General features: G+C 33.2%; 18 protein-coding genes. 7 read left to right on the forward strand and 11 right to left on the reverse strand.

Going from position 1 to position 26478, the window contains the following annotated elements; genetic code table 11:
• Positions 1-73 precede the first annotated feature (73 nt).
• From bglX to corA, 10 genes are all read right to left on the reverse strand, one after another.
• Positions 74-2374 (reverse strand): beta-glucosidase BglX, encoded by a 2301-nt coding sequence (bglX, locus tag FN795_RS03115; RefSeq protein ID WP_142449321.1) that lies wholly within the window; start codon positions 2372-2374, stop codon positions 74-76.
• A gap of 10 nt (positions 2375-2384) precedes the next feature.
• Entirely contained in the window at positions 2385-3098 is a 714-nt protein-coding gene (locus FN795_RS03120) for a carboxylesterase family protein (RefSeq protein ID WP_142449322.1), read from the reverse strand.
• A gap of 9 nt (positions 3099-3107) precedes the next feature.
• Positions 3108-4493 carry a glucoamylase family protein gene (locus FN795_RS03125; protein WP_142449323.1) on the reverse strand — a complete coding sequence of 462 codons (1386 nt, stop codon included), beginning with the start codon at positions 4491-4493 and terminating at the stop codon, positions 3108-3110.
• Positions 4494-4561: 68 nt separating this feature from the next.
• Positions 4562-5461, reverse strand: coding sequence for a LamG domain-containing protein (locus FN795_RS03130; RefSeq protein WP_142449324.1), 900 nt, complete (start codon positions 5459-5461; stop codon positions 4562-4564).
• Positions 5462-5480: 19 nt separating this feature from the next.
• A complete protein-coding gene (locus FN795_RS03135) occupies positions 5481-6935 on the reverse strand; it encodes a RagB/SusD family nutrient uptake outer membrane protein (protein WP_142449325.1) in 1455 nt (484 codons plus the stop codon).
• Between the two features lie 4 nt (positions 6936-6939).
• Complete coding sequence (locus FN795_RS03140; RefSeq protein WP_142449326.1) at positions 6940-9978, reverse strand: SusC/RagA family TonB-linked outer membrane protein; 3039 nt, start codon at positions 9976-9978, stop codon at positions 6940-6942.
• Between the two features lie 244 nt (positions 9979-10222).
• Positions 10223-12967: a helix-turn-helix and ligand-binding sensor domain-containing protein gene (locus FN795_RS03145; protein WP_142449327.1), complete on the reverse strand. Its 2745-nt coding sequence runs from the start codon at positions 12965-12967 to the stop codon at positions 10223-10225.
• 102 nt (positions 12968-13069) lie between these two features.
• Positions 13070-14254, reverse strand: a complete 1185-nt coding sequence (locus FN795_RS03150; RefSeq protein WP_142449328.1) for an acetate/propionate family kinase — start codon at positions 14252-14254, stop codon at positions 13070-13072.
• 145 nt (positions 14255-14399) lie between these two features.
• The gene (gene pta, locus FN795_RS03155) at positions 14400-16493 is read right to left on the reverse strand and encodes a phosphate acetyltransferase (protein ID WP_035648315.1); all 2094 of its coding nucleotides are present in this window, start codon (positions 16491-16493) and stop codon (positions 14400-14402) included.
• A 53-nt stretch (positions 16494-16546) separates the two neighbouring features.
• Positions 16547-17620, reverse strand: coding sequence for a magnesium/cobalt transporter CorA (corA, locus tag FN795_RS03160; protein WP_142449329.1), 1074 nt, complete (start codon positions 17618-17620; stop codon positions 16547-16549).
• A 159-nt stretch (positions 17621-17779) separates the two neighbouring features.
• On the opposite strand from corA, the gene FN795_RS03165 reads away from it, so the two are divergent.
• Positions 17780-18430, forward strand: a complete 651-nt coding sequence (locus FN795_RS03165; RefSeq protein ID WP_142449330.1) for a carboxypeptidase-like regulatory domain-containing protein — start codon at positions 17780-17782, stop codon at positions 18428-18430.
• Positions 18431-18492: 62 nt separating this feature from the next.
• On the opposite strand, the gene dnaK is transcribed toward FN795_RS03165, so the two are convergent.
• Entirely contained in the window at positions 18493-20376 is a 1884-nt protein-coding gene (gene dnaK, locus FN795_RS03170; protein ID WP_142449331.1) for a molecular chaperone DnaK, read from the reverse strand.
• A gap of 301 nt (positions 20377-20677) precedes the next feature.
• On the opposite strand from dnaK, the gene FN795_RS03175 reads away from it, so the two are divergent.
• The 6 genes from FN795_RS03175 to FN795_RS03200 all read left to right on the forward strand — a co-directional run bounded on the left by FN795_RS03175 (position 20678) and on the right by FN795_RS03200 (position 26471).
• Positions 20678-22168, forward strand: a complete 1491-nt coding sequence (locus tag FN795_RS03175) for a TlpA family protein disulfide reductase (protein WP_142449332.1) — start codon at positions 20678-20680, stop codon at positions 22166-22168.
• A gap of 36 nt (positions 22169-22204) precedes the next feature.
• Complete coding sequence (locus tag FN795_RS03180) at positions 22205-22960, forward strand: hypothetical protein (protein ID WP_142449333.1); 756 nt, start codon at positions 22205-22207, stop codon at positions 22958-22960.
• 40 nt (positions 22961-23000) lie between these two features.
• Entirely contained in the window at positions 23001-24281 is a 1281-nt protein-coding gene (locus tag FN795_RS03185; RefSeq protein WP_142449334.1) for a Na+/H+ antiporter, read from the forward strand.
• 82 nt (positions 24282-24363) lie between these two features.
• Positions 24364-24831 (forward strand): hypothetical protein, encoded by a 468-nt coding sequence (locus tag FN795_RS03190; protein WP_142449335.1) that lies wholly within the window; start codon positions 24364-24366, stop codon positions 24829-24831.
• Between the two features lie 31 nt (positions 24832-24862).
• Positions 24863-25324, forward strand: a complete 462-nt coding sequence (locus tag FN795_RS03195; RefSeq protein WP_142449336.1) for an SRPBCC family protein — start codon at positions 24863-24865, stop codon at positions 25322-25324.
• A gap of 43 nt (positions 25325-25367) precedes the next feature.
• Positions 25368-26471 (forward strand): nuclease-related domain-containing protein, encoded by a 1104-nt coding sequence (locus FN795_RS03200; protein WP_142449337.1) that lies wholly within the window; start codon positions 25368-25370, stop codon positions 26469-26471.
• Positions 26472-26478: the final 7 nt, after the last annotated feature.

Raw genomic sequence — 26478 nt, forward strand, 5'->3', positions numbered from 1 at the left:
AAGATTAAAAAGATTTCGTCTTTTAGAAAAAAAGCCCTCCAAATGAAGGGCTTTTAACTAACCAATAAACCAACTATTTAGTTAACTCGAAACTAACTTTCTTGTCGGCAGTTGAATTTCCTCCGACGAAAACATCAAACTGTCCAGGCTCTGCTACGAATTGTAAATCAGAGTTATAAAATTTTAAATCTTCAACAGTAATGTCAAAACTTATTGTTTGTTTTTCACCTTTTTTAAGTGCTATTTTTTGGAAACCTTTCAATTCTCTAACTGGTCTTGTTACAGAACCAACTAAATCTCTAATGTATAATTGAACCGTTTCTTTTCCGTCAAAATTTCCTGTATTGGTTACATCAACCGTTACTTTCAATTTTCCGTTTGAATCCATTTTATCAGAAGAAATTTTCAAGTTTGAATAATCAAAAGTGGTATAACTTAAACCAAATCCGAATGGAAATAAAGGCTCATTTCTTTCGTCAATATAGTTTGATCTGAATTTCTCGAATTTCCCTTCTGTGTTAGAAAGTGGTCTTCCTGTATTTTTGTGTGCATAGTAAATTGGCAACTGCCCAACACTTCTTGGAAAAGTCGAAGTCAATTTTCCTGAAGGATTAACATCTCCAAACAAAACATCTGCAATTGCATATCCAGCTTCTGTACCAGCAAACCAAGCATTTAAAATAGCTGGAACTGTTTTTTCTTCGTCTGTAATCACTAACGGACGACCATCAAATAAAACTAAAACAACTGGTTTTCCTGTTTTCAATAAAGCATTTAATAAGTCTTTCTGTGCTTGTGGAATCTGTAAATTTGTACGGCTGCTTGATTCTCCGCTCATTTCTGCAGATTCTCCAAGTGCCGCAACAATTACATCTGACTGATTAGCAACTTTTAAAGCCTCTGCTAATAATTCTTCTTTTGAACGGCCATCACGATGTAATGTTTTTCCAAACATTGTCGCGTTAGTTTCAAAAGTTTCGTCGTAATCTAAATTGCTTCCTTTAGCATATAAAACTTTCGTTCCTGCTCCGGCAACTTCTTTAATTCCAGCCAATAATGAAACCGCGTTTTCCATTTTAGTGGCAACACTCCAAGTTCCTGGCATGTTTTCTTTAGCATCTGCTAATGGTCCAATTAAACCAATAGTCCCCGATTTTTTAAGCGGTAATAATTGGTTTTGGTTTTTTAATAAAACCAATGATTGAGCTGCAATTTGACGTGCTTCTTTTCTGCTATCCATTGTAAAGATTTCAGTTTTAGCTCTTTTCTCATCACAATATTTATATGGATCTTCGAATAATCCTAAATCGTATTTTGCTTCTAAAATAAGTTTAACAGCATTGTCGATTGTTTCCATAGAAACTCTTTTCTCATCTAGAGATTTTTTCAAAGTTCCTAAGAAACCTTCTCCAACCATATCCATTTCAACACCAGCATTTAAAGCTAAAGCCGAAACATCTTGAAGATTCCCCATTCCGTGTTCGATCATTTCTGGAATTCCAGTAAAATCTGTTACCACAAAACCTTTGAATCCCCATTGTTTTCTTAAAACATCTGTCATTAACCATTTGTTTCCAGTTGCCGGAATTCCGTCAATTTCGTTGAAAGACGCCATAACTGAGCCTACACCAGCATCAACTGCTGCTTTGTAAGGTGGGAAATAGTCATTAAACATTCTGATATGACTCATATCAACTGTATTATAATCACGTCCGGCTTCTGGCGCTCCATATAATGCGAAGTGCTTAACACATGCTAAAATTGAATTATTTTTAGAAAGATCATGTTGTTGGTAACCATTAACCATCGCTTTTGCAATCTGGCTTCCTAAGTAAGGATCTTCTCCTGAACCTTCAGAAACTCTTCCCCATCTTGGATCACGAGAAATGTCAACCATTGGAGAAAATGTCCAGTTGATTCCGTCGGCACTTGCTTCTTTTGCCGCAATTTGAGCACTTCTTTCAATTAATGCCATATCCCAAGTACAAGACAATCCTAACGGAATTGGGAATGTTGTTTCGTAACCGTGAATAACATCCATTCCAAAAAGCAATGGAATTTTTAAACGGCTTTTTTCAACAGCAATTTTTTGTACTTCTTTAATTTTCTGTACTGATTTTATATTGAACAAACCGCCTACTTTTCCTTCAGCAATATTTTTTGCAACATTTGAACTATTTGCCTGACCAGTTGTAATATCACCAGAGGTTGGTAAATTTAGCTGTCCTAATTTTTCATCTAATGTCATTTTTGACATTAACTCTGCCACAAACTCTGACTTAGGTTTAATTTTCACTGTACTTTTTGTGCTCTTTTTTTGAGCGTAACCCAAAACAGCACATCCTAAAAAAAGTAAGACTAATTTGTTTTTCATTCTATTTAATTTATTTGTTTGTATTCGTTTTTTTCTGTTGCAACATCCAATCGTAGATAGCTGCATTATCATAAACTCTTGTCCAGCTGTCGTGATTTGCATCATCAAAGATGGTAAGCTTTACATCTTTTGCATTGCACTTTTTCAATTCTTTGTAAATCGTCATTGCATAATTTACATTTACGACATCATCCAGCAATCCGTGAAAAATTCTGGTTGGAATATTGGCTATTTCACAAGCTTTTTCTAATTGAATTAAATCTACAAAACCAGCGACAGGTACGTTTGCGGCAAATAGATCCGGATGTGCAAAAGCCAAATTCCACGAAGCCCAGCCTCCTGAGCTCAAACCAGTAACATATATTCTTTCTGAATCAATTTTATTTTCCTTCTGAATTTTTAAAATCAACTCATAAATCGATTCTATATCCCAATTTTCATCTTCTTTACATTGCGGAGCCAGAACGTAAGCATCTAATTGATGTGTTTTTAAATACTTAAAAGGTCCATGAATTTTTACCTTTTCAATATCGGTTCCTTTTTCTCCATCTCCAGAAATAAAAACTATCAAAGGCTTCTTCTCTTTTGTATTTGCAGGTTTATGCAGTGCATAACCCAGCTCATACTTTGTCATTATTACTGTATTTATTTTTCCCGTTGTTTCACTTTGGGCAAAACCAAATACAGAAAACAATAAGACTAGAAGCGTTATTTTTTGTTTCATTTTTCTGAATTAAATTCCGTATTTACCTGATGTAAATCCAAGTTTTTTCAAACCTTGTTTCGTGTCAGATGCATTCATGAACAACTTCCATAACAAGCCAGTTCTATAGTTTTCGACCATAGGAGCAATAGTTCCTTGATCGATTGCCAAATAACGAGCTGTTACCCAATTAAACTGTGGTGAAAAAGCATCATATGGCCCTGCAATTCCAACAAGTTTTGCTTTATTATCATCATATATATAATGCAAAAACTTCATAGATTCTACTGGAGTATATGGGAAAGATGATAATGCCGCAGTTGGTGAAATTACACCGTTATCATTATTTGGCTGATGCGCTGTATAACCCGTTGTTCCATCAGGATTACGAGTGTAACTTGCTGTTAATCCCCAGCATTTATCTGAATAATCTTTAAAACCTTTTGGATTAGCAACACTGTATTGAACCATAATTTTAGCATGATTTTGCGTCAATTGCCAGTAATCTGCATATTTGTCTTTTAATGAATTTGGATCTAAACCTAAATAAGAATAATGTGACCAGAACATTGGTCCTACATTTCCTGAAGCTCCATTATAGTTTAAAACTACCGGAATTCCATATTGAGATCTGCCGTCTACTATAGCACCATTTCTTGCCCAAGCTTGGTGATAAGCTTCAGCAGAAATTGGATGCGTTGGTGATGAAGCTGCCATTACATACGTAATCAAACATTCGTTATAACCTTCAAGCTTGAAATTCATTTCCCAACCATAATTTGGTGACCAATGCCAGTATAACGCATTTTCTCCTTTTGTGTACCAATCCCACTCTACACCTTTCCATAGTTCATCTGCTTTTGCAGCTAATGCTTTTTCAGATGTGCTTCCATCTTTAAAATACTCTCTAATCGTAATTAAAGCTTGACAAACGAAAGAAGTTTCCACTAAATCTCCGCCATTATCTTTTGTTCCAAATGGTATAACTTTTCCCGCTTTATTGTCCATCCAATGTGGCCAAGCACCGTGAAATCTGTCGGCTTTTTCAAGAAAATTTAATGCTGTGGTAAGTCTAGAAACAGCTTCAGCTCTTGGCAAAAAACCTCTTTCTACGCCTACAACAATTGTCATCAAACCAAATCCAGAACCTCCTGTAGTTATAATGTTTGACTCAAAATTTGGATCTTCTGTCAAGTATCTTTCTCTTGCTAATTTTGAATTAGGATCAGCATAATCCCAAAAATATTTTATTGCATCTTTTTGAACCTGATCCATTGCTTCAGCGTCTGTCAGAGGCTTTGTTGGTGTAGTTGGATTTGTTGGTAATGGAGTTCCTCCTCCTTTTCCGTCTGGCGTCGATGATGAGCATGAATTAAAAAAGCTCAAAAAAGCAACTATGTATATTGAAATTTTCATTTTATTCTAAATAATATTAACTAAATAATACACCTGGAGGAAACCCTCCAGGTGTATTTGAAAAATACTTATCTCTTGTCCTTTTCCAGTTTATATAAAGCTGTAACTTCATTATCTGAAAGAGCAGCATCATATATTCTGAATTCATCCATTAATCCTGTATAGTTAAGCATCCAGCTATCAGGAGCGCCCCATGGAGCACCTAAATGCTGCTGATACCCTCCAATGATAAATTTAGAAACTTCAGAACTAGCTAATTCTCCAAAAGGACCACCGCCCGTTGCAGGATCACTTGCGTATCTTTTTGAAATCGATGCTGGTAAAGTTATTTTTTGTCCGTCAATATAAAGGCTGTAAGTAGAGCTTGTACCATTATATGACCAAACAACATGTTTCCATGCACCAAACATATTAGGCAAAACATTTGCACCACTATGTTCTATAAATTGTCCAGCCCAAGGAATACTAGGAGTTACATCTCTTTGAATATGGTTTTTCATCAACATTGTTGTTGCTGGTCCAGTTCCTTCAATAAGTGTAAAAATATTACCCCAGAAATCTGTTTTCTTTGGAAGCATAAACAATGATTGAGCTCCTGCAGTATGCGGATCAGTTTTGATCCACATTGAAACTGTTATATTTTTTAAGCCTGATACAGAACTTGCAACATTGTTATAAGCAATAAATGAAGTTGCAGAACCTTTGTAAGCACTACCTTTTACACCTGTGTCATAAGAAACGTTTGTTCCTGTACCACCAGTTATTCCGCCTTTCGAATCATTGATATTACCATCAAAACTGAACTTCGCAAGCAAATGACTTGGTGCAATATCATCTGAATTCTCATATCCGCCAATTGACTCGTATGGAACTGGACTGTTAACTTTATCTATACTATCCTCACAGCTTACAAAAATTTGTGAAGCCAAAGCAAAAGAAAGTAATAAAATAGATTTATTTTTTTTCATTTTATTTATTATTTAAGGATTAGTAACCTGGGTTTTGAGATGATAACCCACCTGCTTGACTAAGGAATGACGACGGAATTGGGAATAATTCATTTTTACCTTCTGTAAAAGTTTTTCCATCAATTGCAAAAGCAGCTTTAGCCTGACCAGTACGAACTAAATCAAAGAATCTGTCGTGCTCAAAAGCCATTTCTACTCTTCTTTCTTTCCAGATTGCAGTTCTAACATCAGCCTGAGAACTTGCACCTGTATTTCCTAAACCAGCTCTGTTTCTGATTTGATTCAATAACGGAATCGCTGCAGAGGTTTGGCCTAATTCATTTGATGCTTCAGCTTTCATTAATATAACTTCAGCATATCTTAAATACTTAATATCAACATCAGTTTCCCAAGCATCTGTATAGGCTGATGAGTATGCTTTGTAGTTGTATCTTTCGTTTTCAACAGTATTTGGCACTACTCTTCCATCATATAAAGTTTGTCCTCTAAAAATGATCGTTGCTGCTTTTCTAACATCGCCTGTTTCGTATGCATTTACTAAACTTTGAGATGGTGTATTGAAACCCCAGCCCCAGCCTCCAGTACCACGAGCGCCTTGCGTATTAGAGTAACCTTCGATTCCTTTTGCAGGTACTGCTCCTTGTGCATAGATTTCGAAAATAGATTCAGAGTCAAACTTTCCTGTTGCTTTGTACATAGATGCATAATCACTTACAAGAGAATAGCCCGTAACTTTATTACAATTGTCAATTACTTGCTGCCATTTCTTTTGGTATAAACTTACTTTCGCTAATAAAGCATAAGCAGCACCCTTTGAAACTCTTGATTTTTCATTTGCTGAATAAGCTGTTTTTTCAGGTAATGCCGCAATAGCATCATTTAAATCAGCTTCGATAAAAGCATAAACTTCTGCAGATGTTTTACGTGTTAACTGCATAACTCTATCAGCTTCTAAAGCTGGTACTGGTAAATGATCTACAATTGGTACTCCTCCATAACATTTTACTAAAGTAAAATACATAAAAGCTCTTAAAAATTTAGCTTCACCAGCTAATCTATTTCTCAAAGCAGCATCTGCTTTATCTAATTTTGGAAGTATGTTTAAAGCCTGGTTACATCTATTAATTCCATCATAGTTGGCAATAAAAGTACTTTCGCAAGAAGGATTAGAAGCGTTATAAGTCAGAGCATCCAACACGTCTTTATCTGTTCCTGTATCACCAGGAGAAGATCCCTTATCAGCATCATCAGATGTAATACTTGATAAACCGATCCAACCAAAAGAGGTCATATCCCAATTTAAAAATTTGTTATAAATCGAAGTAACAAACGTTTCTGCTCCTGTGTTGTTATTGTATAACTCAATATCTTTTGTCGAAACAGTCTCGGTTTGCTGAACATCTAAATAATCGTCTGCGCATCCTGTAAAAAAGAATGTCGAAAGAACAAACGCGGTAATATATATCTTTTTCATCTTTTTAAAATTTTAAATTAGCACCAATTACAAATGATCTCATTGTTGGATAAGCATCAAGCTCAATTCCCTGAGAACCATAAGGATTTCCATCTCCATTTAATTCTGGAGAAAATCCTGAGAATTTTTGTGTAATAAATGGGTTAATAGCATTTACATACACTCTGCAAGCGCTGATAAAATTATTTTCTTGTATTGGCAATTTGTAACCTAATGTAATATTATTGATTCTGAAGAAATCTCCTGATTCTAAATAGTAAGTAGAAGCAACAGGTACTTGATTAAAAGGTGCAGGGTTTGAAGCTGTTAAATTATTTGGTGTCCAGAAATCAGTAGCAAGTGAATTTTCAATATTTTCTCCTGAAAAACGTTGTGCTTTTTTACCATTGTAAACTTTAGCGCCGCCTGTTCCGTATCCGTCAACAGAAAAATCAAAGTTTTTATAAGTAATTCCTAAAGTAACACCATAGTTCGTTTTTGGTAAGCTAGACCCCACATACTTTCTATCTTTATTAGCATCTAATGCATCTTGAGTAACTTTATCTCCTGCAGCATTGTAATAAAGCATTTTTCCATTAGTAGCATCAAAACCAGCATAATCATAAATATAAAAACTTCCTAAAGGTTGGCCAATTGTAGTATTATTAAGCAATTTCGTATTTTGTCCATTTCCTAAACCTCCACCAATAAGATCCGTTAAAATAACATTTTTTAAACCTGTAAGTTCATTCTTATTGTTAGAGAAATTTCCTCCAACCCAATATCTAACGTTTTCTCCTATTTTATCATCCCAACGCAATGAAATTTCATAACCTCTATTAGATACTTCTCCAACATGTGCAGGTGATGGGAGTGTTAGTCCAGATGTAAAATAAGGTTTTGTATTTAAAATTACATTAGATGTTTTCTTGTCGTACACATCAAAAGTTCCTTTTAATCTGTTATTTAAAAGTTCGAAATCTAAACCTACAGAAGACTCTTCTGTAATTTCCCACGATAAGCTAGGATCAATTTGAGAACTAATTGTAGTACCGTTATATAGAAGGGAACCTCCTAGGTAAGCATTACCTCCAGAAGTATATGATTGATCATTAAGCGGAACATTTTGATTTCCTAATCTTCCCCAGCCTCCTCTTAATTTCAATAAATTAATAGCTTTTACATCAGCCATAAAACTTTCTTTGGTAATAATCCAACCTAAACCAAAAGCTGGGAAAGTTCCCCAACGATAATCTTTACCAAAATTTGACGAACCATCACGTCTAACAGTTCCGGTAATTAAGTATCTATCCATTAATTTATATTGAAAACGTCCAAAATAAGATGCTAATTTCGTTTCATTATAAACAACATCATAAAAACTTGTTACAGTTGGAGCATATTCTACTCCATGATTAGCAACAGGATCATTTAATGACCAGTAATTAGAATTCGCATTAACATTTTTTCTTGCAATAGTAAGCGTTTCTCTAGGGCCTTTTACCGAAGTTTCAATACCACCTGTCACTTCAACATCGTGGATCTCATTAAATACCTTGTTATAAGTTAAATAATTTGATAAATTCCAGTTAAAATAATCTGATCTTCCTTGAGTTAATAAATTTATATTGCTATTAGGAAATTCTTTAGCATAATCGCTATCAACTTTATTAGGGTTAGCAGCTAACCAAATATTTTTAGTATCATCATAATTATACTGTTTCCAAGTATAATATTCACCATTAAATTGTGAAGTGAATTTTAATCCTTTCAAAATTTCGTAATCTAATTTCAATCCTCCTTGCAACGTAACACTTTTTTGCTGTTCATCATAAAAATTTAATTGAGCAACTGGGTTTCCTACGTTGTTAAATGAAGAACCTGTTTCACTTGCAAAGCCATTATCGCCTACTCGAGAAACACCATATTTACCATCAGGAAAATAAACCGGCACAATAGGAGATTGTTTGTAAGCATTTGTAAATGCACTTAATGGTTTTGGAGTTGAGTTAGCAGATGTAATGCTGAAATTTTGGCTTAAAGTAAGTTTTTTAGAAATTTTATATTCATTATTATTTCTAAACGTAGTTCTTCCGTAATCCAAGCCATTTAAAACAGCTTTCTCTGAATAATTTCCTAAACTAAAGAAGTATTTGACGCTCTCTGTAGCTCCAGAAACTGAGATATTATTTTGAGTATAACTTCCAGTTCTTGTAATTTCATCAAACCAGTCTGTATTTACAGGCTGATCTTGAGAAAAAGTTGTAGATTGTAATGCAGCATTTGAGTAATACGAATAATTATTACTTCCTGCCATCTTAACTTTTTTAAGTGGCTGTCTTACACCTCCAAAACTTTCAATTTCTACAGAAACTTTATCTCCCGTACCTTTTTTAGTTGTAATAATAATAACTCCGTTTGCAGCACGAGTTCCGTAAATTGCTAACGCAGAAGCATCTTTTAAGATTTCATAAGAAGTAATATCATTTGCATTGATATTGTTGATATTCTCCGTTTGCATACCATCAACTATATATAGAGGATTTCTTCCCCCTAATGCAGTTCCTAAACCTCTAATAACAACAGAAGGAGTGCTTCCTGGCAAATCAGATGAAATTACTTGTACACCAGCCGCTTTACCTTGAATAGCTTGTGAAGCATTCAATACTTTGGTTTTTGTAATTTCTTCTGCTTTTATAGATGAAATAGCAGTAGTGTTATCTACTTTCTTTCTTGTTCCGTAACCAATTACCACTACTTCTTTAAGAGCAGTATCGCCTGCTTCTTTTAGGGTAATTGTCATAGGAGTCGAAGTTGCCGCAACAGAGACAGCGTCGAAACCTAACATTGAGACCTTTAATGTCTCTCCCGCTTTGGCATTGATTGTAAAATTTCCATCAAAATCAGCATCAGCAGATGTACGTGAATTGGCAGCACTTATAACTGCGCCAGGAATTCCCATTCCGCTGCTGTCAACTACTTTTCCTTTAATTGCTTGCACTTGTCCAGACATATAAGCCGGAAGCAGCAATAGCGCTAAAAAGCTAAAAATAAAATTTTTCATACAGTATGTAATCGTTTAAGTTAGTAGAGCCAAATTAAACAATTACAACGTTGTAGTACATCAAATAGCACTACTACACAGCTACATCATTATGTTAAAAACTTAATGTATACTTCTAAAAATCAACAATATAAATGTTAATTTATTTTCTTTAACATAACCTTATGATGTAGTAATGATGTATTGGAATTATATAAAAAAAGAACTGAAAAAATAGAATATCTTTAAAATTTAAATACGAATCTTACACAGTTAATAAAAATTTTGATAGATTTTCGTCCTGAGTAAGGTTTAGCTTCTTTCTTAAACGATATCTGTGTAATTCTACACCTCTAAAAGAGATGTTCATCATAGGGGCAATTTCCTTTGAAGAAAGGTTCATTTTTAGATAAACGCACAGCTTTATATCCTTTGGAGTAAGATTTGGGAATTTCTTCGAAAGATTTATAATAAACTCATTATGGATTTGATTCAAATTGGTTTCAAAGATCTCCCATTCGTGTTTATTTACTTCATTAATTTTAATCGCTTTTTTGATTTCGCTTTTAAGCTTATTGAAATCTTTTTCAGAGTCCAGAATATTTTGAATATTCTCAATCATTTCACTTTGCTTTGCAATAGACAGTGATTTACCTGCAACTTCTGAGGATTTTGTTTGCAATTCTAATTCTAAAATATGTTTCTCATATTCTTGAACATTCAATTCATTCTCCTTTTTCAATTCCATTTCAAGAATTTCACGCTGGTGTTTCAACTCTTCTGCCTGCAATTTTAGTTTTTGAGTATATCGAAGTTTATTCCATTTGTAGTAAAAGAACAATACGGCTCCTATCACCAATAAATAAAGCAGAATCATCCAAAAGGAAAAATACCATGGTTGAGCAACTTTGAATTCAAATGTTGCAACATTATCATAATTCGCTCCGTCGTGTTTAAAAATTTCGACAGAATGAAAACCACTGTTAAGGTTATTTAAGACAATTGTTCCATTTGAAATTGGAATATAATTTTTACTTCCATTTATCTGGTAAAACAAATTTGGCTTGCTTGCTCCATAAATTCCTGAGATCACATTAATACGTAATTCAGTATTATGTTTTATTTTACCTTCATTCGGCAACAAAATATTATTGTTGAATGCTTCAACTTTTACTCCTTTGTTTTGCTTGTTTTCATATGACAGCTGCAACGAAATAAAACCATCATCAAGATTCATTAAATAATGATTCTTGCTTTTGAAGATGCGCAGGTTTTCATTAATTAATTTTCCTTTATAATATTTTTCTTGAATCATATTCCAGACAAACTTATTTCCATTTGCATAAATATGATATAAGATTCCTTCCTGAAGTACTATAAAATGGTTCTCGTCGATAGCAACGACATCAGAAATATTTTTAAAGTTTGTATTAAACAATTCATTCTCTTCTAATTTATTTGAAATCGAATTGAAAGTGTACCAAACATTATTAATCAAAAAAAGAATTTCTTCTCTAAATTCAAAAATCTTAACGCCAAAGTCATTTTCAATTTTACTTTGTTGAGTGATATTTTCAACTTTAGTAGTTTTAAAATTGTCATCAAAAAGAACTCTATATAATCCGCGGTAATTATCTGCGGCCCAAATTTCATTTCTTTTGTTCTGAGCAACATATTTTATTGGTTTTGAAAGATCATTAAACTTGGAACTTTCTGTCAATTTCGAAGCATCATTGTAAACTAAAATTCCGCTGTAAGTAGATTGGAAATAAGTGTCATTAATAATACTTTTTGATAAATTCCATCCACCGCTGACATTATTGATTTTCGTCAATGCACCATTTTCATAAACAAAAGTTCCGTCATTATGACCTATAACATATTTATTTCCAATTTTTGTAATATTCCAGCCTTGTCCTTGTGTATTAGGCAACATTTTAAAGTTACCAGAATCAAATTCAAAAATACCGTGATTTGAGGCAATTAAATATCCTTTATCGATTGTGGCAACCGAATAAACAGAACCTAAAATACCCGAATTGTCATAAAAAAAGGAAATTGGCGAATTTACCTCAACATGCGCAATTCCGTTATCAAGTCCGAGCCACAAATCTTCTTCTTTATCAAAACCAATGCACAAAACCGAATTGTTCATCAAAACATTATTTCGGTCAATATTTTTAAAAGTCTGAGTACTGAAATCATAAATAAAAACACCTTTATTTCCTGTTCCAATGACCAATTTATTGTTTTTAATAAATTTTGCAACATTAATCCCCGTCCCTTTCAGCGTTTCATTTAATGGATTATTCCAAGCTGATAATCCATTTTTTTCAACAGTAAAAATGCCGCGTTTATGGGTAAAAATATAAGTTTTGCCTTTGTATTTTTCGATAGCGTGAACAACCGTGTTTTTTAAAATATTCCACCCTTTTGGATTTGCAATTTTTGATCCGTTCATTCTAAAAATTCCTTTGTCGACAGAAGCTACATAGAGATTTTGATCGACAACAAAACAATAGGAAATTAAAAAAGGAAATTTGATTTTTTTAATATGTTTTCCATCATAAATAAAAACATCATTAAAAGATTGAAAATACAATGAACCATTGAATCTAAAAATTTTCCAGATTTCTTCATTATCTTTTTCATCAAACAAACGCAAATTTTTGGTGATAGAAACGTAATGCATTTTTCCATCTTTTCTTTGCCAATAACCAAACTCTTTATAAGAACCGGAATAAATTCGATCTCCTTCAATTAAAATGGAGCGAATAATTGTTTTATTGGGCAACGAATATTTTTCCCAAACAACACCATCATATCGCAATAGATAATGATTATTAGCAAAATACATGGCTTTATCCTGTCCTTGAACAATATTCCAGATTTGATTATCGCCCTGGTAATCTGATTTATTGTAATTTTCGACAAAAGGAAGTAATTCTTGTGCTTGTAAGTTCGAAGCAATGAAAAAGAAGAAGAGTAATTTAAAAAGTATCGATTTCAAGATATTCGGTTTTATAGTCAAAGATACTGACAAATATTTAATTTTGGGCGTAAAAAAAGCCTCTCTGACGAGAAGCTTTGTTATGTAAATCTGGCTTAAATCTTAACTGTTCAATAACTGATAAACCTGATTCGCAATTTCATATTCTTCATCTGTCGGAACAACTAAAACCTTTGCTCTTGAATTGGCTTTGTTAATTTCTCTCACTTCTTTTGAACGAATTTGATTTTTTTCAGAATCAATTTCAATTCCAAAATAATCCATATCTGTACAAACCAGATTGCGCATATACGAAGAATTTTCGCCAATTCCAGCCGTAAAAACAATAGCATCTAATCCATTTAAAGCAGCTGCATAAGCTCCAATTGTTTTCTTAATTCGATAAGCATTCATCAATAAAGCTAATTGGCAGTCTTTATTTCCTTTTTCTGCTTCCGCTTCAATATCTCTCAAATCGCTGTAACCAGTAAGACCGAGCATACCGCTTTGTTTTAGCAAAACCGAATTTACTTCATCTGGAGTATAACCTAGATTTTTTATCATATAAAAAACTACTGACTGATCAATATCGCCCGCACGTGTACCCATAATCAAACCATTTGAAGGCGAAAATCCCATTGAAGTATCGATACATTTTCCATCCTTAATTGCAGCCATACTACAGCCATTTCCTAAATGGATCGTAATTATTTTAGAATTCTGATCTAAATAATTAATTGCTTTTTCAGAAACATATTTATGGCTTGTTCCATGAAAACCGTAAACACGAACTTTGTTTTCTGTCAAAAGATAATTCGGAATTGCATACTTATAAGCTACTTCTGGCATTGTTTGATGAAAAGCGGTATCAAAAACTGCAATTTGCTCTGCCGAACTGAAAATTTCCTCTGCCACATTAATTCCTTCTAAATTTGCCGGATTGTGTAAAGGAGCCAATTCAAAAAGCTGTTTAATTTTTGCTTTTACTTTCTCATCGATTTTTACAGTATCGCTAAAATCACTTCCGCCATGCACCACGCGATGCCCGACTGCTGTAATTTCTGAAGTTGATTTTATAACGCCTTTTTCAGCATCTAAAAGCATGTTGGCTACTTTTTGCAGACCTACTTTATGATTCGGAATCGGCAATGTTTCTTCATGTGAATTAGCCGAAGTTTTAAAAGTAATATTTGAAGTTTCTAAACCAATTCTGTCAATCATACCAGAACAAATTACTTCATTTTCCGGCATAACCATTAATTGATATTTGATTGATGAACTTCCTGAGTTTATAATTAGTATTTTCATTTTTTTTAAGGTACTAAGGTGCTAAGTTTCTAAGGTACTGAGCTTTTTTTTAAGACTTCTTTTTATTATGAATTTAGATTGAAATAAAAGCAATTTTCAAGACAAAGTATAAATTCACAATTAACAATTTATAATTTACAATTAGCTATAATCCCTGCGCCTGAATGGCTGTAATTACAACTGTATTAATAATATCGTCAACTGTACAACCACGACTTAAATCGTTTACGGGTTTGTTTAAACCTTGAAGCATCGGTCCAATTGCCAAAGCTCCGGTTTCTCTCTGAACGGCTTTGTAGGTATTATTTCCTGTATTTAAATCTGGGAAAATCAATACGCTCGCTTGTCCTGCAACTTCTGAATCTGGCATTTTGCTTTTTCCGACAGCGCGATCGACTGCGGCATCATATTGAATTGGACCTTCGATTTTTAAATCTGGGCGTTTTTGTTTTACGATTTCAGTTGCTGTTCTTACTTTATCAACTTCGTCACCTTTTCCAGACGCTCCAGATGAATACGAAAGCATGGCAATTTTAGGTTCGATTCCGAATGCAGAGCTTGATTCTGCAGATGAAATTGCGATTTCTGCCAATTGTTCCGCAGTTGGATTTGGATTGATAGCACAATCACCAAAAACAGAAACCCTATCTTCCAGACACATAAAAAATACAGAAGAAACTACAGATGAATTTGGTTTTGTTTTAATAAACTGCAGAGCGGGCAAAATAGTATGTTGAGTAGTATGTGCTGCTCCTGAAACCATTCCATCTGCATGACCTTTATAGACCATCATAGTTCCGAAATACGACACATCTTCCATTAAATCTCTTGCCATGGTAATACTTACGTTTTTCGCTTTTCTAAGCTCATAATACGTATTGGCATAATCCTCATACAATGGAGATTCTTTTGGATTGATGATATTGACTTTTGAGAAATCAAACGTTAGTCCGAGTTCTGCCACTTTGCTTTCAATTTGTTTTTTGTCGCCAATTATAGAAATATCAACTACATTCATATCCAATAATCTTGATGCAGCAGTAATAATTCTGTCATCATTTCCTTCTGGTAGTACAATATGTTTTCTGTGCTGTTTGGCTCTTTTTACCATGTTGTACTGAAACATTTTTGGCGTCATTCCTTCTGGTTCGAATGTAATTACCCTTTCAGATAAAGCTTCTATTTGAACGTATTTTTCGAATGTACTTATCGAAGTTTCAATTTTATGCGTGTTATTAGCATAAATTTCTGATTTTATCGAACCGATTTTATTTGTAATATTATACGTTCCGCCATCAACCGCAATAATTGGGACAATGGCTGAAAGTCCTTCAATTAGTTTTAAAATACTTTCCTCCGGAACAATATTTCCCGTCAAAATGATTCCGGAAATTGTTGGATAATTTGCCGATTCATTGGCCTGTAAAGCACCCAAAATAATATCAGATCTGTCTCCTGGAGTAATTACTAAAGCATTATTATGCAAGTGAACCAAATAATTATGCAATTGCATGGCTCCAACGCTATAATGTCCAATTTCATTATTTAGATAATTTTCTCCAAACAAGACTTTGGCACCAAGCTCATTTACAATTTCCTGCATTGTAGGATTGTCCAAGCTTGATATTAGCGGAATTGTATTAACCAAAACATTTGGTGGAAGGCTTTTTTGCAGACTTTTTGTTACCAATTTGATGTTTTCTGGCTGTACTTTATTAGCAAAAACAGATAAAACCTCAACCTCTTTTACTTTAAAAGAATCATAAACCAAATATAAGCTATCTACTAGTTCTTCAAGTGTTTTTCCAACTCCTGAACCAATGATGATCGTTGGAATTCCAAGATTTTTAGCAATTAAAACATTTAAATCTAATTCGATTGATGTTCCTTCGCCAGTAAAACTAGTTCCTTCGACCAAAACAAAATCAAAACGATCTTCGAGTTTTTTATACTTTTCAATAATCAGGTCTAAAACCTCTCCAATTTTGCCTTTATTTTTCTTCTTGATCAGTTTGCTTTTTGTAATCGCATAAGCATCTTCAAACTTAATATCGAGATTAAAATGAGACAAAACAGTCTCAATATGATTATCCTTTTCTCCGTCTACAAAATCTTCAATTATTGGCCTAAAATATCCCACTTTGGCCGTTTTGCCAATCAAAATGCTCATCACTCCCAGCGTAATAATCGATTTCCCGCTATTGTGATCACTTGTGGCAATATAAATTGCTTTGCTCATAATTTATATTTTTAAACTAAATTTTTAATTTGCTGATGTTCTATTAATTGGCATTAAAACCAACGTCTTTTTTTGAAATATATAATCAGGGCAACAACTAATAAAAACATGATTCCCATGACTATAAAATAGCCGTTTTGGGTTTTGAGTTCTGGCATATTTTCAAAGTTCATTCCATAAACTCCAACTATGAAGGTAAGCGGAATAAATATCGCCGAAATAATAGTCAGCGTTTTCATAATCTCATTCATCTTTCGGCTTTGTTCCGAAAAATAAAAATTGGATGCGCTTTCTAATGCACTCATATCCGATTCTATTTGTTCTAAGAGCTCTAAACTCTTTTGATGAAGTCTAATAAAGAAATTAAATGTTTCCTTCTGAATCAAGCCATTATTTTCATCATCATCTTTAATTGTTTTCAGATAATACAACGAATCTCGAAGCGGCACAATTGAACGTTTTAAAAAATTAAAGTTATCTCGGTGATTCTCAATTTTTTCCAGAATAACCGGATGCGCCCCTTTTTTGGCCTGATTAATTAATTCTTCGATTTTGTCCTCTTCATCTTCAATGGTAATGTAAAAGTTTTCCATAACGGCATCTAAGAGCAAATACAAAAGATAATCTACTTTTTTAGTTCTTACGATTCCTGCATGTGTGCGAAGTCGCTCACGAATATGTGTAAAGAAATCACTTCGTTTTTCTTGAAATGAAATTAAGATTCCATCTTTCAAAATAAAACTAAGCTGCTCAACACTAATATTATCAGAGTATTCAGAAGGCAAAAGTGATTTTATATTGAAAAATAAAATATTTGGCTGTTCTTCTAATTTAGTTCTCTTGGTTGTGTTTAAAATGTCTGCTAAAAGGAAATCGTCAAGCTTAAAATGTGTCCCAATTGTTTTAAGCAAGCCAATGTCATTTAAGCCATGAACATTTAACCAATTGTTTTTTGTATAATCAAAACAAGAATTTAATGCTAAAACCGTAAACTTGTCATATTCAACAACATCTGCATCATCATAAACAAAAAGTTGCATTTCAGTTTCATGCTCTTTATGTGATCCTGTATACTCTAATGTTATATGCTGAACTTTACGTCCTTTCTTGTATTTAATCTTTCTCATTCATGAAAATTTACAATAGTAATATTACGAAAAAGAATCGGATTGAGAAATGACATTTATCATTTTGATAGGAATCTATTGTCTGAAAATTCAAAATAATAATTACATTTATAAAACACTTATTTCTTTTAAAAATACATTTAAACGGTGCAAAATAAAATGACAAACAAAATTAAAATCTCAATCCCAGAACCTTGTCATGAAAATTGGTTAGAAATGTCACCTATAGAAAAGGGGAAATTCTGCAGTGCTTGTCAAAAAAATGTAATTGATTTTACAAAATCCTCAGATCGAGAAATTATTTTAGCTTATCAAAAAGAAGAAAAACTATGCGGCCGATTTAGAATATCGCAATTAGACCGTGATATGATTATTCCTAAAGAAAAAAAATCAATCTGGATGGTTGCAGCGGCTTCAATAATTACATTTTTAGGTTTAGGAAACCAAACTGCGCAAGCGCAAGGAAAAGCACGAATTGAACAAACTGATAAAAAACAGCTTAATGATTCAGTTAAAGTTAAATCTACTGGTAAATATTCAGGAATTGTGTTTGACGAAAATAATATTCCTATACCTGGAGTAAATGTGATGCAAAAAACATCTAAAAATATAATACAAACAGATTTTGATGGGATTTTTTTTATAGACGCTAAAGAAGGAGATATTTTAGAGTTTTCATATGGCGATTACGACAAAATTGAATTCATAGTCACTGAACTAAAAAATATAAAAATTACGCTAAAATCTCATAATGATTCTAATAATTTTAATCTAATTATGGGTTACGGAGTGTTTAAACCTAAAAAATAATCATTTTTTATAAAAAAACCGAGCCATTTCTGACTCGGTTTTATATTCAATTTAAGAGTAAATTATTTTACTTCTTCGAATTCAACGTCTTCAACATTGTCTCCAGAAGACTGCTCTTGTTGTGGAGCAGCTTGTTGTCCTTCACCACCTTGAGCATACATTGCTTCTGTAGCTGTTTTCCAAGCTGCATTTACATTGTCTAATCCTTTTTGGATTGCCTCAAGATCTTGAGATTGGTGAGCAAATCTTAATTCAGTTAAAGCAAATTCGATAGCTGTTTTTTGATCGTCTGTCAATTTATCTCCCAATTCTTTCAATTGACTTTCAGTTTGGAAAATAGTACTGTCAGCTTCGTTCAATTTCTCAGCTCTTTCTTTTGCAATTTTATCAGATTCAGCATTAGCCTCAGCATCTTGCTTCATTTTTTCGATTTCATCTGCTGTTAATCCAGAAGAAGCTTCGATACGGATATCGTGAGATTTTCCTGTTCCTTTATCAGTAGCAGTTACTTTGATGATACCATTTGCATCAATATCAAAAGAAACCTCGATTTGAGGAACTCCTCTTGGTGCTGGTGGAATACCATCTAAGTGGAAACGACCGATAGTTTTGTTATCTGCAGCCATTGCTCTAGCTCCTTGCAATACGTGAAGCTCAACAGATGGCTGAGAATCAGATGCAGTAGAGAATACTTGAGATTTTTTAGTTGGGATAGTTGTATTAGCTTCGATAAGAACAGTCATAACACCACCCATAGTTTCGATACCTAAAGAAAGAGGTGTTACGTCAAGTAACAATACATCTTTAACATCTCCAGATAAAACTCCACCTTGAATAGCAGCTCCAATAGCAACAACCTCATCAGGGTTAACACCTTTAGATGCTTTTTTACCGAAGAATTTTTCAACTTCGTCAGCGATTCTTGGCATACGAGTAGAACCTCCAACAAGGATTACTTCGTCGATATCAGATGTAGATAAACCTGCATCTTTTAATGCTTTAGCAACTGGCTCCATAGAACGTTTTACTAAAGAATCAGATAATTGCTCAAATTTAGCTCTAGATAATTTTTTCACTAAGTGTTTTGGTCCAGAAGCAGTAGCAGTTACGTATGGTAAGTTGATTTCTGTTTCAGCAGAAGATGATAATTCAATCTTAGCTTTCTCAGCAGCTTCTTTCAAACGTTGTAATGACATTGGATCTAAACGTAAATCAATTCCTTCTTCAGATTTGAATTCGTCAGCTAACCAGTCAATAATAACTTGGTCAAAATCATCACCACCTAAGTGAGTATCACCATTTGTAGATAATACTTCGAATACACCGTCTCCTAATTCAAGAACAGAAATATCAAAAGTACCTCCACCTAAATCGTAAACAGCAATTTTTTGATCAGTTCCTTTTTTATCTAATCCGTAAGCAAGTGCAGCAGCAGTTGGCTCGTTGATGATACGCATAACTTTAAGACCAGCGATTTCACCAGCTTCTTTTGTAGCTTGACGTTGCGCATCGTTAAAGTAAGCAGGAACAGTGATAACTGCCTCAGTAACTGTTTGACCTAAATAGTCTTCAGCAGTTTTTTTCATTTTTTGAAGTGTCATTGCAGACAATTCTTGAGCAGTGTATAAACGACCGTCAATATCCACACGTGGAGTATTGTTGTCACCTTTTACAACACTGTAAGGAACTCTTTTTGCCTCATCTTGAGTTTCAGCAAAAGTGTGTCCCATAAAACGTTTAATAGAAGCAATCGTTTTTGTAGGATTCGTTACTGCTTGTCTTTTTGCAGGATCACCTACTTTAATTTCTCCACCTTCAACAAAAGCGATGATAGATGGTGTAGTTCTTTTTCCTTCTGCGTTAGGGATAACAACTGCTTCGTTACCTTCCATTACAGAAACACAAGAGTTCGTCGTACCTAAGTCAATTCCGATTATTTTACCCATTTTTTATATATTTAATTTTTGATTTAATTTTATTAACTCAGGTGGCATAAGTCAATCTTTGTGCCAATATAAAAAACTAAATAAAATTGTCAGTTTTAGCGTCAGTGCCTTAAAAATCATCTGACAACATGACATTTTAAATACCTGACATGCATGGCATATTAGTATTTCAGCTGTCATTATATTCGACAAACTTTCCGGTTATGGTATAATTACAAGGGAGTTATCTCTTTGAAAGCTCTTTCTTTTCCGAATAAAAAATCTATATTTGAGATATTCAAAATTAATTAAACCTTAAACCATGAAGTTGTTTCAATTAATACTTGTACTGCTGCTCCCCTTCTTTGCAGTTTGCCAAACCAAAAAGGACAATATTAAGATAATTGGAAAAATAGCCGGTAAAATCCCTGAAACAATTGAATATACTTTACCCATTAACGGAATTGAATATTTTGGTTTTACCAATTCTATACAGCCGGATTCGGCAGGAAATTTTGAAATTAATGTTTATTCTAGTAAAGCTTGTTTCATAGATTTATCAAATAGTTATAAATCATTCGGAACTGTAATTGTAGAACCTGAAATGACTTATAATATTTCCATCAATACTGAATCTCCTGAAAATAAATTTAGGGTTGCTTCCAAAAATGAAAAAGGACAAGCTTTATATAATCAAATTAAAACCAGAAACATGATTACTGGTGATGGTCATTTTGAATCCGAAACAAAAAAATATAAAAATGACAGTATTTCCTCTGAAGCAAAACAAAAAATTGAATACCAAAGAGAACTCGAAATTGCCGGATTTCAACAATTATTAAAAGACAAAACCATTTCTAAAGATTTTTATAATCTGGTAAAATCAGACCGAGATTATTTCTATAAAGGTATGCAAGGAAGTCTTGCTTTTATAAATTATTTGATTTCAGCACAAAAAAACAATTCACTTTCTCCTACTGAATATAAAAAGCTTTGGGAAGGAATTTTCGAAACAAATCCTGTAACAAATCTTAATCTTTTAAGCTCGCCTTGGTTTTATTTTTATGTTGAAAATTATTTGCGTTATAACGAGTTAATAATAGATGCGATAGACAGGTCAACTTTAACTGAATTTAATAAACAAGGACTTATTCATACGCACAATATTGACTACGCTAAAAAACATTTATCAGGTCTTCAATTAGAATATTACTTCGCTGCGTACATTTATTACGAAGCCATTAATAATAATTATGAAAAAGAACTGATAACGCTTTTTGAGCAATTCAAAAAGGAATATTCATCAAGTTCGTACACCCATTTCTTAGAACCTGTAATTATTCCCATTATTGCTTTTCATAAAAAACAAGCTGAACCATTAAATGAAAAAATAAAATTCATCACTAATACAACAACTTTCAATTCGGTAAAAGATGCACTAAAAACATTAAATGGTAAACAATATTATGTTGATATCTGGGCAACTTGGTGCGGGCCATGCAAAGAAGAATTTAAAGATAATGCAAAATTGTATGAATTGCTGAAATCCAAAAACATGACAATGGTTTACGTTTCAATCGACAAAGATAATCGCGAAAAACAATGGCTGGAAATGATTCATTTTTATAATTTAGAAGGTTTTCACATAAGAGCAAATGAAAAATTAGATGCCGATTTAAGACAATTATATGGCAGTCAGTCAATGGGAATTCCGTGGCATTTTTTGACAGATGAAAATGGAAATATCATTAAAAAAAGACTAAGCGGGCCATCTGAAATTGAAAATTTAGAAAAACAGCTTAACGAAAATTAACCGGAAATTTTACAACCTAGAAATCAAATAAATTTAATGAGAAAACAAGTCTTTTTTATCCTTTCAATTTCACTTGCTTTAACAATTCTGTCCTGCAACAAAAAAGAAACAATAAGCGCTAAGAAAAATACTTCTGTAATCGACAGCCTCCCAGAGCATGACTGTACAGGAGAAGAAGAATATGAGGAAAGCACTTCCGGAGAACCTGATAATGTCACTTATCCTGAAACAGGAAATAAAATTGCAGACTTTCTTCCTAAACCCGACGTTTATGAAGTGCAATATAAAGCTGAGGGAGATTTGAATAATGACAATTTACCTGATATCGCTGTTGTATTAAAACACAAAGAAAACTATACATTAAAAAGACCAATGTTAATCCTTTTACAAAATGCAGATAAATCATATCGTTTAGATAAAATATCCAATATTGTGATGCCCCCTGAATATAACGAAAATGATTTTAAAATGTACACTGAAACTATCAGTATAGAAAAAGAGGAGCTTCGTATCTATCTCTTTGGTGGGCCGCATAATGCCATTTCCAGTACATTTAAATATATAGAAAAAGATCTTGTTTTAAACGCTTTAACTGCATATTCTGGTGGTGCTGGAAGTATCGTCGAAATGTCTTATGATTTTGAAAAAAGTGAAAGCACAACAAAGGAAACCAATACAATGGAAGAAAATATGCCGTCAACATCTGAAACTTTCCCAGTAAAAAAAGAACTTCATATTTTTGAAGACACTGCCCTTACCGAATTCTATAACGGAGATAGTGACGAATCTTAAAATTTTACAATATGTTTACTATCTTTTTAAACTTTAAAAAATGGAAAACTACACCATAATCATTTTCATATTAGCCATTGTAATTGGTATTTCTGCTTTTGCCGAAAAATCAAAACTACCTTTCCCTATTCTTTTGGTAATTGTCGGAGTTGCCATTGGATTTATTCCGACAATGAATGAAATCGAGATTAATCCGGAAATTATTTTCCTGATATTTCTCCCGCCATTATTGTATGATGCTTCCTTTAATATTTCGCCTAAACATTTCAAAACAAACCTTAGTACTATCAGTACATTAGCTATTCCTTTGGTTTTTCTGACTACTTTCTGGATTGCAGTGGTTTCACATTATATGATTCCCGGAATGAGCTGGCCATTGTCTTTTGTTCTCGGCGCCATACTTTCAGCTACTGATGCCGTTGCAGCAGTAAACATTACAAAAGGTCTTGACATTCCTGAAAAAACAATTACGATACTCGAAGGCGAAAGTCTTATAAATGATGCTTCTGCCCTTGTTGCCTATCGTTTTGCTGTTGCTGCAGTAATGGGCTCGGCTTTTGTTATTTGGAAAGCTACATTTCAATTTGTGCTCTTGCTCGGAGGCGGATTTTTAATTGGTTTTGTTACGGGCAAAATTTTAGCTTTTATTCTAAAAAAAGTCCGCAATAATATAAATGTCACGGTTAGTTTTATGCTGCTTATGCCTTTTGTCACTTACCTTATTGCCGAGCATTTACATGTTTCGGGCGTAATTGCAGTTGTGGTTTTAGGTTTGGCAATGGCACGTTTAAGTAATAAAATCTTTCCTGAAAATTTAAAAAACAATGCCCGAAGTCTTTGGGATGTTATCATTTTTCTGCTTAATGGTTTGATTTTTATATTAATCGGACTCAATTTTAGATATATTCTGAAAGATATTGACGACGGCATGATTTTACCTTACATTGGTTATGCTGCAATAATTACCATTGTTGCCTTATTAACCAGAATGGTGAGGGTATTTTTTCAAAAAAAGAATCTACAAAAGGCTTTTCAAAAGAACAAAAAAGGAAAACGAAAAGTGAGTGAGAATGCCTTGCTTGATTTTGGCAATAGTTTAATTATAAGCTGGTCAGGAATGCGCGGTATTGTTTCGCTGGCAATTGCTTTAGGTTTACCAAAATTTCTAGATGACGGAACTGCTTTTCCTCAACGAAATGCCATTATTTTCATTTCTGTAGCAGTTGTACTAATCACTATAATTGGACAAGGACTCACTTTACCGTGGGTAGTTAAAAAAATAAATTCAACCAATAAAGATAAAGAGCTCACTCAGAAGTAATTTTATAAGTAAATACGCTTACGAATTTTAATATTTTACGTACTTTCGATAATCCATTTACGAACGCCCCAAAAACAAAAAAATGAGCGAAGAATTACAAAGCAAATTTGACGAGTTTGACAAACCAGAAATCATCCGAAGAAATCTACTTCCTTGGTGGATTAAAACATTTTCCTGGATTTTTATGATTTTAGCAGTTTGCGGATTAGGAACCTTGATAGGAAGTGCTTTTTCTACAAATGTTCAACTTTCGTTATATGGCTTTGAAACCAACACTGCCTACTCTGGTATCGGAATTTTTCTTATAGCAGTTATGGCCTTAAAAGGTTATGCAGGATATTCTCTTTGGTTCGAAAAAGCAAATGCGATTTCAATTGCCAAAATTGATGCGATTATTGGTGTTGTAATTTGTGTTATTTCGATGTTTGTACTTCCATTTACTTCTGGAGACGGACATATTCAATTACGTTTAGAACTTCTATTATTAATTCCTTATTTCATTAAAATTAATAAAATTGAATATGAATGGGATAACTTAGAAAGAGCCTGATGCTATCTTTTTAATTAAATAATTATATCAAATGGAATCAGAAATTACAGTAACCACACCAGAATCAGAAATTGTTACGACACGAATTCTGAATTTTCCGCAAGAACTGGTTTTTAAAGCCTGGAGTGATCCTGATCATTTAAAAAATTGGTGGGGACCAAAAGGTTTTACCAATACTTTTCATGAATTTAATTTTTGCGAAGGCGGAAAATGGAGCTTTATTATGCACGGTCCCGAAGTTGGAAATTATGCCAATGAATGCGAATTCATAAAAATAGACAAACCGAATCTTATTGCGTGGAAACGCCATTCTAAACCGCTGTTCCAAATTCTGACAACATTTGAAACCGTTGCCGAAAATCAAACGAAAGTAGTTTTTAAAATGCTTTTTGAAACTGTTGAAGAATGCCAAAAACTGAAACCTTACGTTGTCGATAAAAATGAAGAAAACTTTGATAAACTCGAAGTTGAATTATCGAAAATGAAGTCATAAACATCTATAAAATATATCATATGGTAATTAATCGAGAAAGATTATGTGTAGAGTTTATAATACCATTGGATGTCTGAATACTTTACAAATTCAACTTATCAGATATAATGCTGATCACTTTCACACATTAAATGAGCTGATTAATTTTCGGAAAAATTATCGTGCAAATGAAGAACAGATTATTGCTGATCATTCTCTATTTATAGAAGAAGAAAAAACAAGCCTCGAAAAAGATATTGCTGAACTAAACCTTGCTATTCCACAAAAGAAAATTGATCTTGAAGAACAACTAAAACAAAAACTTGACGATTTAAATCTGGAAATTGAATACCTCCCCGAAACCCATTCCAGAATTATTCCAACAATAAAAGATTATTGGTTCAACCTTGTCATTTGCATAAAATTTTGGCTGGTACAACTTAAATTCCATTTTGATATTTTACATTTTAATTATCAGGCAAAAAAACTACTTTCCAAAAAAAGCAAACAGTTAGAATACCTTTCTTCACATTTTCAGGATGCTGTAAATGAAAGCTGTTTCCCTGATATACAAGCACTCGAAAAGAAAAAAGAAATCGTTGAAAATTTAAACAACACAATTTATGGCGCAATTGGAGAGCAAAAAGTAGAAACCGCACTCAAAAAACTCTCTAACGATTATATTTTGATAAATGATTTTTGTTGCTCTTTCAATCCTCCAATCTATAATAAAAACAATAAAGATCATATCCATTCTATTCAAATTGATCATCTGCTTTTGTCGCCAGCTGGTATCTTTTTAATTGAAACAAAAAATTGGAACAACAATTCCATAAATAATCCAGATTTTCGATCTCCTGTTCAGCAAATTCTCAGAACTAATTTTGCATTATATAAAATGCTTAATAATGAATTAGGCAGCTTAAATAAAAATTTTGCCCGGCAATATTGGGGAAACAGAAAAGTGCCTATCAAAAACGTGATTGTTTTTACCAACAATAAACCTATTGAGCAATTTGAATTTGTAAAAATTGTCACATTAGACGAATTACTTCCTTATATAAAATACTTTGACGCAAGCTTTCTAAATGACGAGATTGAAATGGTTGCTGAGTTTCTTCTTAAATTTTCTGAACAAAGAAAAAACCGCTCTAGATTAAGTGCTTAACGCAAAT

It is taken from the genome of Flavobacterium resistens, from assembly GCF_900182645.1.
GTDB lineage: Bacteria > Bacteroidota > Bacteroidia > Flavobacteriales > Flavobacteriaceae > Flavobacterium > Flavobacterium resistens.